The organism is Cellulosimicrobium sp. KWT-B (assembly GCF_002127155.1).
Lineage (GTDB): Bacteria > Actinomycetota > Actinomycetes > Actinomycetales > Cellulomonadaceae > Cellulosimicrobium > Cellulosimicrobium funkei.
Genome location: NZ_NEDO01000004.1, coordinates 342,656 through 354,850 on the forward strand (window position 1 = coordinate 342,656; position 12,195 = coordinate 354,850).

The 12,195-nt window shown below is 74.5% G+C and carries 11 protein-coding genes; 8 read left to right on the top strand and 3 right to left on the bottom strand.

Translation table 11 applies throughout. The features are described 5' to 3' along the window. Positions 1-334: 334 nt before the first annotated feature. The 4 genes from B9L22_RS14300 to B9L22_RS14315 are packed head-to-tail and all read left to right on the top strand — an operon-like array spanning position 335 to position 4,393. Positions 335-1,324, top strand: a complete 990-nt coding sequence (locus tag B9L22_RS14300) for an ABC transporter ATP-binding protein (RefSeq protein ID WP_021482324.1) — start codon at positions 335-337, stop codon at positions 1,322-1,324. Then, a complete protein-coding gene (locus tag B9L22_RS14305) occupies positions 1,321-2,190 on the top strand; it encodes an ABC transporter permease subunit (RefSeq protein WP_034655509.1) in 870 nt (289 codons plus the stop codon). Before B9L22_RS14300 ends, B9L22_RS14305 begins: the two co-directional genes overlap by 4 nt. Next, a complete protein-coding gene (locus B9L22_RS14310) occupies positions 2,187-3,695 on the top strand; it encodes a sensor histidine kinase (RefSeq protein ID WP_143317315.1) in 1,509 nt (502 codons plus the stop codon). Before B9L22_RS14305 ends, B9L22_RS14310 begins: the two co-directional genes overlap by 4 nt. Beyond that, the gene (locus B9L22_RS14315) at positions 3,692-4,393 is read left to right on the top strand and encodes a response regulator transcription factor (RefSeq protein WP_086150877.1); all 702 of its coding nucleotides are present in this window, start codon (positions 3,692-3,694) and stop codon (positions 4,391-4,393) included. Before B9L22_RS14310 ends, B9L22_RS14315 begins: the two co-directional genes overlap by 4 nt. Positions 4,394-4,552: 159 nt before the next feature. Here B9L22_RS14315 and B9L22_RS14320 read toward each other — a convergent pair whose 3' ends face one another. Further along, positions 4,553-7,732: an efflux RND transporter permease subunit gene (locus B9L22_RS14320; protein WP_086150878.1), complete on the bottom strand. Its 3,180-nt coding sequence runs from the start codon at positions 7,730-7,732 to the stop codon at positions 4,553-4,555. Between the two features lie 113 nt (positions 7,733-7,845). On the opposite strand from B9L22_RS14320, the gene B9L22_RS14325 reads away from it, so the two are divergent. Then, on the top strand, positions 7,846-8,382 hold the full coding sequence (locus B9L22_RS14325) for a MarR family winged helix-turn-helix transcriptional regulator (protein WP_158097213.1): 537 nt from the start codon (positions 7,846-7,848) through the stop codon (positions 8,380-8,382). A gap of 54 nt (positions 8,383-8,436) precedes the next feature. Here B9L22_RS14325 and B9L22_RS14330 read toward each other — a convergent pair whose 3' ends face one another. After that, complete coding sequence (locus tag B9L22_RS14330) at positions 8,437-9,669, bottom strand: MFS transporter (protein ID WP_051028020.1); 1,233 nt, start codon at positions 9,667-9,669, stop codon at positions 8,437-8,439. Positions 9,670-9,764: 95 nt separating this feature from the next. On the opposite strand from B9L22_RS14330, the gene B9L22_RS14335 reads away from it, so the two are divergent. Continuing rightward, positions 9,765-10,286, top strand: a complete 522-nt coding sequence (locus B9L22_RS14335) for a MarR family winged helix-turn-helix transcriptional regulator (RefSeq protein WP_086150880.1) — start codon at positions 9,765-9,767, stop codon at positions 10,284-10,286. A 21-nt stretch (positions 10,287-10,307) separates the two neighbouring features. Here the strand turns inward: B9L22_RS14335 and B9L22_RS14340 are convergent, their stop codons facing one another. After that, positions 10,308-11,153, bottom strand: a complete 846-nt coding sequence (locus B9L22_RS14340) for an oxygenase MpaB family protein (RefSeq protein WP_086150881.1) — start codon at positions 11,151-11,153, stop codon at positions 10,308-10,310. 120 nt (positions 11,154-11,273) lie between these two features. Here B9L22_RS14340 and B9L22_RS14345 point away from each other — a divergent pair, with 120 nt between their 5' ends. Then, the gene (locus tag B9L22_RS14345; protein ID WP_085387470.1) at positions 11,274-11,888 is read left to right on the top strand and encodes a transcriptional regulator; all 615 of its coding nucleotides are present in this window, start codon (positions 11,274-11,276) and stop codon (positions 11,886-11,888) included. After that, entirely contained in the window at positions 11,885-12,127 is a 243-nt protein-coding gene (locus B9L22_RS14350; RefSeq protein WP_086150882.1) for a hypothetical protein, read from the top strand. Before B9L22_RS14345 ends, B9L22_RS14350 begins: the two co-directional genes overlap by 4 nt. Positions 12,128-12,195 lie beyond the last annotated feature (68 nt).

Genomic DNA, 12,195 nt, shown 5'->3' on the forward strand with positions numbered 1-12,195 from the left:
CTCGTCATCGGCGTCTCGCCTCGAGTCGGGTGTCGCTGGCCTGTGTTCATCCTAGGGAACGTGCGAGTCCCGGCCACTGTTCCCGTGGGTTTTCCGCGCCTCGCGGGCGAAGTCCCGACCAGCGGACCACGCGCCGGGACGTCGCGTACGCCGCGCGGCGTACACACTCCGGGTCACGACGGCGGCAAGATACGTCGCAAGGTGGCTGCCCGACGCCGAGCCCGTCCGTAGGCTCGAGACGTACCTCGCGGTGAGGGGCCCGGCCGGACCGGAGCGACCTTCCCGCGGTGCACCAGGACCATCCCGGACGAACGACCCTCGGAGGGGCGAAGTCATGATCGAAGCACGCGGCCTGACCAAGAGGTACGGGCCCAAGACCGCGGTGGACGGCGTCTCGTTCACCGTGCGTCCCGGGACCGTGACCGGCTTCCTGGGCCCCAACGGCGCCGGCAAGTCCACGACCATGCGCATGATCATGGGCCTGGACCGCCCCACCGCCGGGACCGTCACCGTCAACGGGCGCCCCTACGCCCAGCACCGCTCACCGCTGACCGAGGTCGGCGCGCTGCTGGACGCCAAGGCCGTGCACACCGGCCGCTCGGCCTACAACCACCTGCTCGCGATGGCCGCCACCCACGGCATCCCGACCAAGCGCGTGGACGAGGTCATCGAGATGACCGGCCTGCAGCCGGTCGCCAAGAAGCGCGTGGGCGGCTTCTCCCTCGGCATGGGCCAGCGCCTGGGCATCGCGTCCGCGCTGCTGGGCGACCCCAAGACCCTCATCCTGGACGAGCCCGTCAACGGCCTGGACCCCGAGGGCGTGCTGTGGGTGCGCAACCTCGCGCGCTACCTCGCCTCCGAGGGCCGCACCGTCTTCCTCTCGAGCCACCTCATGAGCGAGGTCGCCCTCACCGCCGACCACATCATCGTCATCGGCAAGGGCCGCATCATCGCGGACGCCCCGGTGAGCGACATCGTCAACGGCTCGCAGCAGCGCACGGTGCGCGTGCGCACCCCGCACGCCACGCAGCTCGCGGAGCTCCTCACGAGCGACGGCGCGACCGTCACGAGCGACGAGCCGAGCCTCCTCGTCGTCACGGGCGCGGACGCCCCCGGGATCGGCGAGCTCGCCGCGGCGAAGGGGTTCGTGCTGCACGAGCTCACGCCGGTCACGTCCACGCTCGAGGACGCCTACATGGCCCTCACGGCGGACGCGGTCGAGTACCAGACCGACTCCGCGCAGAACCACATCGGCCACGGTGCCGCGGGCGCGACCGCGGGCGCACCGGCCCCCACCGACTCCCTCGAAGGAGCGCAGCGATGAGCGCCACGACCCTCGCCACCGGCGCCGGCCCGACGGCGTCCCGCACCTCCCCCTACCGCCTCTCGTTCGGCCACGTGCTGCGCTCGGAGTGGATCAAGTTCCGCACCCTGCGCTCCACCTGGTGGACGCTCGGCATCACCGTCGTCGTCATGGTGGGCTTCTCGCTCATGTTCGCGGCCGTCATGTCCTCCATGCAGTCCGCGGGTGTCTCGGCCGAGGAGGCCGGCATGGGGTCGACCGACGGGGTCGGCATCACCGTGATCACCGTCGGCTACACGTTCGCGCAGCTGGCCGTGGCCGTGCTCGGGGCGCTCACCGTGACGGGCGAGTACTCGACCGGCATGATCCGCTCCACGCTCTCCGCCGTGCCGAGCCGTCTCCCCGCGCTCGCGGCGAAGATGATCGTCGTCGGCGTGGTGACCGCGGTGACGACCGTCGTGGCCGTCGGGCTGTCGTGGCTGGTGACGTACCCGATCCTGTCGGGCAAGGACATGACCGTCGACTTCTCGTCGGCGGACGACCAGCGCGCCCTGATCGGCGTCGTGCTCTACCTCACGACCGTCGCGCTCTTCTCCGTCGCGGTCGGCGTGCTGCTCCGCAGCTCCGCGGGGGCGATCTTCACGCTCGTCGCCGTGTTCTTCGTCCTGTCGATGGTCCTCGGGATCGTCATGGGCGTGACCGGTGCCGACTGGGTCCAGACGCTCTACAACTCCCTGCCCGCGTCCGCCGGCGAGCAGATCGTGCTCGGCGGCAACATGTCGGGCAGCGACACGATCGCGCCGTGGCCCGGCTACGCCGTGCTCCTCGGCTGGACCGCCGCGCTGGTCGCCGCGGCCGCGGTCGTCCTCAAGCGCCGGGACGCGTGACCACCCGGCCCACCACCCCGCCGACGCCGGACGAGCAGGCCGCTCGTCCGGCGTCGGCCGTGGCGCGCCCGGAGCCGGTGGACCCCGCCGCCCCGGGGAGCCCGGGCTCGTCGTCCCACCCCCTGCGCCCCGCGCCCGCTCCCTTCACCGAGCTCGACGCGCGCCGGCTCGGCCCCGTCCGCCGGTACTTCGCGCGGCACCCGGTCGTCATGGACTGGGTCGTCGTGGCCGTCTTCGTCGTGCCCGGCGTGCTGTACGCGCTCACCGCGTCGCAGCCCCGCGGGACGACGGCGCTGTCGCTCGTGTTCTTCCTCGTCGGCGGCGTGCTCCTGTACTGGCGCCGCCGTCGGCCCGTCACGGTCGCGCTCGCGCTCACCGTGGTCGGGGTCGTCGCCATCGGAGTCACCGGCGACACGGCCGGGTTCGAGGTCGCGGCGATGTTCGCCGTCTACGCCGTCGCGGCGTCGCGGCCCTCGCGCATCGCGTGGCCCGTGCTCGCGATCACCGTCCTCGCGCTCTCCGGCGCGACCCTGCTCTGGTACGACGTGGTCACCACCCCGGAGGGGGAGGTCCTGCGCCAGAGCGTCGAGCCGGGCCGCGCGACCGTCGACCGCATCGTCGGCATGCTCGTGACCACCATCCTCTGCCTCGTCGCGCTCGCGATCGGCACGAACGTGCGCGCGCGCCGTCAGCACGTGTCCGACCTCGTCGAGCGCGCCAACTCCATCGCGCGCGACCGCGACCAGCAGGCGCAGCTCGCCGCCGCCGCCGAGCGCACGCGCATCGCGCGCGAGATGCACGACGTCGTCGCGCACTCCCTCACCGTGATGGTCGCCCTCGCGGACGGGGCCAAGGCGTCGGGCGCCAAGAACCCCGAGCTCGCGGGCCACGCGCTCGACGAGCTCACCGCGACCGGCCGCGCCGCGCTCGCCGACATGCGGCGCGTCCTCGGCGTCCTGCGCGAGCCGGGCGGCGAGCAGACCGTGCCCCTCGCGCCCGCGCACGAGACGCCCGAGCTCGAGGAGATCGTCGAGCGGTTCCGCACCGCCGGGCTGCCCGTCCGGCTCGTGCGCTCCGGCCCGCAGCCGACGCCCGGCCCCGCCCTGCGCCAGACCGCGCACCGCATCGTCCAGGAGGCCCTGACGAACGTGCTGCGCTACGCGCCCCTGTCCCCCGTGGTCCTCGTCGAGGTGTCGCGCCGCGCCGAGCCCGGCGCCGACTGGCTCGAGCTGCGCGTCGTCAACCAGGCGGGCCGTCGTCCCGGGGAGGGCGCGAGCGCCGACGAGCGCGGGCTCCCGCCGTCCGTCGCGGAGCAGCACCCGCCCGGCGTCCCCGTCGGCACCGGGCGCGGGATCATCGGGATGCGGGAGAGGGCCGCGGTCTACGGCGGTACCGTGTCCGCGGGGCCGAGCGGGACGGGCTGGGAGGTGCGGGCGAGCCTGCGCCTCGACCTCGACCCCGGCCGCCAGGCCGGCGCACGCGACGACGGACGGGAACGCACATGACGGGAACGGGGGCACCGATCCGGGTGCTGCTCGTCGACGACCAGGCCCTGCTGCGCATGGGCTTCCGCATGATCCTCGCCGCCGAGGACGACATCGAGGTCGTCGGCGAGGCCGGGGACGGCGAGACGGGCGTCGCCCAGGCGTCCGCGCTCACGCCGGACGTCGTGCTCATGGACGTGCGCATGCCCGGCACGAACGGCATCGAGGCGACGGAGCGGATCGTCGCCGCCCAGCCCGGGTCGCGCGTGATCATCCTCACGACGTTCGACCTCGACGAGTACGCGTTCGCCGCCCTGCGCGCCGGGGCGAGCGGCTTCCTCCTCAAGGACGCCAAGCCCGGCGAGCTCGTCGGGGCGATCCGCGCCGTCGCGAGCGGCGACGCCGCCGTCTCCCCGCGCATCACGCGCCGCATGCTCGAGATGTTCTCCGGCCAGCTCCCGCAGGACGGCGCCGCCGCCCCGGCCCAGGCACCGACCGGCCGGGACGACCCGCGCCTCGCCGACCTCACCGCGCGCGAGCTCGAGGTCTTCGAGGCGCTCGGCGAAGGGCTGACGAACGCCGAGATCGCCGAACGCTTCGTGCTCTCGGAGGCGACGGTCAAGACCCATGTCGGGCGCGTCCTCGGCAAGCTCGGCCTGCGCGACCGCGTCCAGGCCGTCGTGCTCGCCTACGAGACGGGCGTCGCCCGCCCCTCCTGACTGTCCCGCCCCCGGCGCCGAGCAAGTGGTTCTGGCGCGTCCAGGACCTCTGACGCGCCAGGACCACCTGCTCGGCCCGCCGGGATCGCCTGGTCGGCGGGGGGTCCGGGGGTCCGGGGGGTCCGGGGGGTCCGGGGGGTCCGGGGATGGTCGGGCGGTTCAGGCGTTCGCCGTCGTCTCCTCGGCGGCGGCCTTGTCGGCCTCGGCCTGGGCTGCCGCCTGCTCCTTGGCCGCCCGGCGCGCTGCGCGCTTCTCGCCGCGGCGCTCGGCGAGCGTGTAGAGCACCGGCACGACGACGAGCGTGAGCAGCGTCGAGCTCAGCAGGCCGCCGATGACGACGAGCGCGAGCGGCTGGGAGATGAACGCGCCGCCGCCCGTGATCCCGATGGCCATGGGCGTGAGCGCGAAGATCGTCGCGGCGGCGGTCATGACGATGGGGCGCAGGCGCTTGCGCGACCCCTCCATGACGGCGTCGTCGAGCGCCCGCCCGCGCTCGCGGTACTGGTTGATGAGGTCGATGAGCACGATCGCGTTCGACACCACGATGCCGACCAGCATGAGCAGGCCGATGAGGGCCGGCACGCCCAGCGGCGTCCCCGTGGCGAGCAGCAGGAGCAGCGCGCCCGTCGCGGCGAACGGGATCGACACGAGCAGGATGAACGGCTGCAGGAGGCTGCGGAACGTCGCGACCATGACGAGGTAGACGATGAGGACCGCGACGAGCAGCGCGAGGCCGAGGTCGGCGAAGGCGTCGGCCTGGTCGGCGGCGACGCCCCCGACCTCGACCGTCGCACCGCCCTCGAGCTCGAGCCCGTCGATCGCGGTCGTGAGCTCGGTGGTCAGCGCGCCGAGGTCCTGCCCCGCGGGGGTGACCGCGATCGTCGCGCTGCGCTCGCCGTCGACGCGCGTGATCGAGGTGGGGACCTCGACCTCCGCGACCTCGGCGACCTGCGTGAGCGGCACGGGGCCCGCGGCGGTGGGCAGCACGACCTGGTCGAGCTCGGCGACCGTCGCAGGCGCCTCGCCCGCGACCACGCGCACCTGCACCGGGCCGTCGCCGAGGTTCACCGTGCCGACCGGGGCCGGGGACATGGCCCCCGCGACCGTCCCGGCCACCTGCGTCTCCGTGAGCCCGACGGCGGCCGCCGCCTCACGGTCGACCGTCACCTGGACGGTGGCCTGGGCGGCGGCGAGGTTGTTCGTCACCTGCGCGGCGCCGTCGGTCCCCTCCGCGAGCTCCTGCACCTCGGCGGCCGCCGCGGCGAGGGTGTCGGTGTCGGGCGCGCGGACCACGAGGTCGACGGTCGAGCTGCCGAACGCGGCGTCGGCGCCCGCGACCTCGATGCCCTCGCTCGCGTCGCCGCCCAGCCCGGAGACGGCGTCGCGCACGTCCTCCTGGGCCGCCACGGCGTCGGCGTCCGCGTCGAGCGTGACGGCGAACGTCGCCGTCGGGGACCCGCCGCCGCCGAAGAACGCGGCCTCCGGACCGCCCGCGGTGCCGACGGTCGTCTGCACCGTGGCGACGCCGTCGACGTCGAGGAGCGCCTGCTCGACGTCGCGCGCGGCCGCGTCCTGCGCGTCGAGCGACGTGCCCGGCGCGAACGACTCGGTGACGGTGAGCGTGTCCTGGCCGGTGTCGCCGAGGAAGTTGGTCTCGAGCCGCGGTACGAGCGCGAGCGTCCCGGCGAGGATCGCGACCGACACGCCGAGCGTGATCGCGGGGTGGCGCAGGGCCGCCCGCAGCGTCGGGAGGTACGCGCGCTGCCACAGCCCGCGACGCTCCTTGGCCTCCGCGGCGGCGCGGGCGCGCTCGCCCGCGCGGCGCGCGGCCTCCGGGTCGGCCGGGACGGGCGGCGACGTGATGAACCAGTACGCGAGGACCGGGACGATCGTCAGCGCGACGAAGAGCGAGGCCAGCATCGCGATGGCGACGGTGAGCGCGAACGGCCGGAAGAGCTCGCCGACCATGCCGCCCACGAGCGCGATCGGCAGGAACACGGCGACGGTCGCGACGGTCGAGGCGGTGATCGCGCCCGCGACCTCCTTGACCGCACCGATGATGGCGCCGACCTTCTCCTCGCCGTACGACAGGTGCCGCTTGATGTTCTCGATGACGACGATCGAGTCGTCGACCACGCGGCCGATCGCGACCGTCATCGCCCCGAGCGTGAGGATGTTGAGCGTGTAGCCCGTGGCGTTCATGACGATGAAGGTCACGAGCAGCGACAGCGGGATCGACACGGCGGAGACGAGCGTCGAGCGCAGCGACGCGAGGAACAGCAGGATCACGACGACCGCGAAGAGGAGCCCGAGCAGGCCCTCGGTCGCGAGGCCCTCGATGGACTCCTCGATGAACGGGGCCTGGTCGAACACGACCTCGACGCGCACGTCCTGGGCGTCGAGCACGCCGGAGAGGTCGTCGACCGCGTCCTGGACCGCGTGCGACACCTCGACCGTGTTGCCGGCGGGCGTCTTGGTGATGGCGACGGCGAGCGCGGGCTCGCCGTCGAGCCGGGAGAACGACGTCGCGGGCTCCGGGCCCTCGGTGACGGTCGCGACGTCGCCGAGCGCGACCGGCGGGGTGCCGGGCGCCGCGGTCGGGGACACGAGGGGCAGAGCGGCGAGCTCGTCGACGGTCGTGACGGCCGTGCCGACCTGCACGCTGAGGGTGCGGTCGCCCTCCGCGACGGTGCCCGCGGGCACCACGACACCGTTGTCCTGGAGGATCGTGGAGACCTGCTGCGGGCTGAGCCCGGCGGCGGCGAGCGCGGCGGGGTCGAGGGCGATCGTCACCTGCTGGTCGGCGACGCCGCTCACCGCGACGCTGCGGACCCCCTCGACGTCCTCGAGCGCGGGGACGAGGCTCGACGTCACGGTGTCCGCGAGCGCCGCCTCGTCCGCGCCGCCCGACACGGCGAGCTGGATGACCGGGAGATCGTCCACGGAGCCGGTCACGACCTGCGGCTCGACGTCCTCCGGGAGCTGGGACTGCAGCCGCGTGACGGCCGTCTGGAGCTGCGAGGCCGCGGCGTCCATGTCCGTGCCGTACGCGAACTGGACGGTCGTCACCGAGAGGCCGGTCGACGACGTCGACGTGACGTCCTCGACCCCCTTGACCCCGCGCGCGGCCGTCTCGACGGGGACGGTGACCTGCTGCTCGACGATCGCCGGGGCCGAGCCCGGGTACGCGCCGACGACGGCGGCCGTGGGGATCTGCAGGCTCGGTATGAGCTCCTGCTTGAGCGATCCCATGCTGAGGACGCCGAAGATCGCGATCGCGACGGTGGCGAGCGCGACGAGCGCGCGGTTGGCCAGCGACAGCCGGGCGAGACGGGACACGGAGCCTCCAGGGGTTCCAGGTCGGGCGGGAGACGACGTCGGCGTCGCGATTTCGTTAGCGTAACGCGAAGCATCTCAGGATGGTTCCCGCGCCCACCGATAGAGTCGGCGCCGTGACCCACCCCGCCGACGACGAGCGCGCGGCGCTCGCCCGGCGCCTCGAGGACGCCCAGCGCCGGCTCGCCGACCTGCTGCTCGCGCAGCGCCTCGAGCCGCTGCTCCGCACGACCCTGACGGTCCCCCAGCTCCGCGCGCTCGCGGTGCTGCAGCTCGACGGGGAGACGAGCTCGCACCGGCTCGCGGACGTGCTCGGCATCTCCCCCGCGACGCTCTCGGGGATCGTGGACCGGCTCGAGGCGGCGGGCATGGCGTCGCGCCGCCCCGACCCGCAGGACGGTCGCGTGCGCCTCGTCGCCGCGACCCCGCGCGGCGCCGCGGCGGTGCGCCGGCTCGTCGCGCAGGAGGACGAGCCCCTCACGGACCTCCTCGACCGGCTCGACGTCGCCGACCTGCGCGCGCTGACGGCCGGGATCGAGGCCCTCACGCGGGCCGCGGAGTCGGCCGCGGCCGACCCCGACCCGGCGACCAGCGCGCCGTCGGGCACCTCGGGCGACGGCTCGGCCGACGCCGGGACCGACCCCGAGGACTGAGGGTCCCGGGCCGCGCGGCCCAGGACCCTCTCCCCCGTCGGTGCCGCCGGCGGCTCAGACCTCGCCGAGCGCCTCCTCGGGCGTCCCCTCGACGGTCCGGGCCGTGCGGTTCCACCGGGACCACAGGACGCGCTCGCCGAGCTCGCCCGCCATCCGGTGCCCGTACGCCACGAACACGACGACGCCGAGCACGAGGATCCCTGCCCCGAGCCAGAACGGCGCCGTCGCGGACACCGGGTGCAGGAGCCCCGCGATGACCGGGGCGGGGGCGGCGAAGCCCCAGCGCACGAGGTTGAACGCGCCGGTGGTCACGCGGCGGTCGGGGTCGCCGAGCGCGAGCGAGAGGTCCGTGAGGTTGGCGTTCGCGATGCCCATGAACACGCCGGCACCGACGAGCACGACGACGGACCAGGCGGTCCCGAGGTCGAGCGCGAGGAGCACGAGCGCGACGAGGACGCCCACGACGGCCACGCCCAGCGTCTGGACGGCGCCGACGCGGTGCGCGAGCCGGTGCCCGACGACGAGGATCCCGACCGCGAGCCCCACGCCCCACGCGGTGAAGACGAGACCGAGCGGCACGACGTCGAGCCCGAGGAACACGGGGGTGTACCCGAGCACGACGAAGAAGCAGAAGTTGTACGCGGCGGTGACCGCGGCGAGCGCGAGGAAGCCGGGCTTGCGGAACAGGCGGAAGACCTGGCCGACGCGCAGCGGCGCGGGCTTCTCGGCGGGGTCCTTGAGGCGCGTCACGGACACGAGCAGCGCCACGAGCATGAAGACGCCGCACACGAAGAACGGCACGCGCCAGGAGATGCCGCCGAGCAGCCCGCCGAGGAGCGGCCCGACGGCGAAGCCGAGGCCGACGCACGTCTCGAAGAGCTCGACGACCCACTCGCGGTCGTTCGCCAGGGAGACCAGGAGGACCATCGCCGTCGCGAAGAACATCGCGTTGCCGAGACCCCACAGGCCGCGGAGCGCGGCGAGCTGGCCGATGCTCGTGCTCAGCGCCGCGAGCACGGCCGCGACGGCCACCAGGCTGACGCCCGTGGCGAGGATCTTCTTGTAGCCGAAGCGCCCGGTCGCCATGACGGCGGGGATCATGCCGAGCGCCATGACGGCGATGTAGGCGGTGAAGAGGAGCTCGATCTGCCAGGTCGACGCCCCGATCTCCTCGCCGATCACGGGCAGGATCGGGTCGACGACGGCGATGCCGGCGATCGCGAAGAACGCGGTGAGGGCGGTCGCGTAGATGGCGGTGCGGTTCGGTTCGTTGCGTGTGGAGGCCACTCGGTCGCACTTCCTGGTGAGGGAGGCCGCCGCACGAGGAGCGGCGGCGGGAGAAGTACCTGTATCTAGCAGGCAACTATCTGTAGAATACACCCATGACGGTTGCCAAGGGAAACGATCAGCCGCAGGCCGAGGAGCGCGGGGACGCGACCGCCCAGGACGTGCTGGGCACGATCGAGCTCGAGGTCGCCCAGCTCCTGCGCCGTGCGGAGCGCACGCGCGCCTCCGGGAGCCCCGGCACGTCGCGCCGGGGCGGCACGCTCGACCGGTCGGGCTACCTGCTGCTCCACACGCTCGGCACCCACGGCCCGCTGCACGTCAACGCGCTCGCCGAGCGCCTCGGGCTCGACGCCTCCACCGTCACCCGCCAGGTGGTCGCGCTCGAACGGGCCGGGCACGTGCGCCGGGCCCGGGACCCGCACGACGGCCGGGCGGTCGTCGTCGAGCCCACGAGCGCGGGCCTCGACGAGCTCGCGGCCCACCGCGTGGCGCGCACCGCGCTCTACGCGGACGTGCTCGGGAACTGGTCGCGCCTCGACCGGGCCCTCCTCGCCGAGCTCCTCGGCCGGCTCAACGACGACCTCGACGCCTACCGTCGCCGCCGCGACGAGGCCTGACCCGCCGGGCGCGCCTCGCCGTCAGGCCCCGGGGAGCGCCCACCGCAGCAGCCGCGTGACCGTCTCCCCCGCCGGGTGCGCCCACCGCTGGGGCAGTCCCCGCACGCGCGGCATGCCCGCGCGTGCCCAGTCCGGCAGGGACGCCCGCGCGGCCACCGCGAGCCCCGCGTACACCCGACGCACCGCCCACGGCAGCGGCGGCTCGACGAGGAGGAACCGCGCGGCGTCGAGCGCTGCCGGGGTGAGGCCGAGCACCGGACGGTACCCGGCGACGGCGTCGTCCAGCTCGCGCACCGTGACCGGCACGTCCTCGACGCCCAGGGCGCGGCCGACCACCGCCGCCTGCGCGACGTACTCGTCGCACCCGGCGGCGTCGAGCGGGCGGTGCCCGAACTCCTGGTGCGCCACGAGGAAGCTCTGCGTCTCGGCGACGTGGACCCAGCGCAGCAGGTCCGGGTCGCTCGCGCGGTAGGGGCGGCCGTCGGGCGCGACGCCGCGGACCCGCTCGTGGACCGCGCGGACCGCCGCCACGGCGCCGGCGGCGTCGTCGGCCGTGCCGAAGGTCGTCGTGGCGATGAAGGTCGAGGTCCGCTGGAGGCGCCCCCAGGGGTCGCCCCGGTAGCCCGAGTGGGCGGCGACCCCGGCCATCGCGAGCGGGTGCAGGCTCTGCAGGAGCAGCGCGCGCAGCCCGCCGACGAACATCGACGCGTCGCCGTGCACCCGCTGGACCGCGGACCCCGGTGGGAACCAGCGCGGGCCGGGCGTCTCGTGGATGCGCGCCCGCGTCGCCGTGGCGTCCGGGCCCGCGACCCGCAGGAAGATGGCGCGCTCCGCCGCGCCGCGCACCCGCTCCGCCACCTGCGTCATGCGCTCGATGCTCGCACCTCGCGCACGCCCCCGCTCCCCGCGCGGGCCGTCCGACACATGCCAACATCTCGCTGCAAAGAAACTCTTGCAAAGAGTCGTTTGCATCGCTACGGTCGTCGTATGCCCACCGACAGCGCACCGGCACCCGTCCCGGCCGAACGCCACCCCGCGCTCGGCCCCGCGCAGCTCAAGGCGCTCGCGCACCCGCTGCGGGTGCAGATCCTCGACCTGCTCTCGACGCACGGCGCGCTCACCGCGAGCCGCCTCGCCGACCTCGTGGGCGAGTCCAGCGGGTCCACGAGCTACCACCTGCGCCAGCTCGCGCGGCACGGCTTCGTCCGGGAGGTCGCGGGCCGCGGGACGGCGCGCGAGCGCTGGTGGGAGCGCCCGCCGGGCGGGTTCACGGTCGACGTCCCGCACGACGAGGAGGACGCCGCCGCCACGCTCGCGGGCGCGATGGTGAGCCGCGAGTTCGAGTCCGCGCGGGCGCGCAAGATCCAGGCGTTCCTCGAGCGCTCCCCCGAGCTGCCGACGCGGTGGCTCGACGGCAGCCGCCTGACGACGGCGAGCATGTGGCTCACCGCCGACCAGATGCTCGAGGTCGCGGAGGCGTGGGACGCGTTCGACGCGACGCTCCAGCGGTTCCAGGGCCAGGAGCAGGCGCCCGGCGCGCGGCCCGTGCAGATCCACTTCAACGTCTTCCCGACGATCGACGGCAAGGAGAACCCCTCATGAGCGCGTACTCCCCCACCCTGCCCCGCACGGCCGAGCTCCGTGGCACGGACCGTCTGCTCGTCCTCGTGGGCTCTGCCCTGGCCGACCTCGGCCGCCGCCGCGCGGCCGCCCGGTCCCGGGTGTCGACCACCCCGCGCGCCGCGGAGGCCGCCGTCCGCCCGGACGACGCGTCGCTCCGCACGGCCGAGGACCGCACGCGCGACCGGGCCGCCCTGTCCCGTGCGTCCCTTCTGCCCTGATCACCGGAAGATTCCACCCCCATGGGGACTCCTCCCCATGCCCTGAGCGACCCTGCCTCGGTTACCCT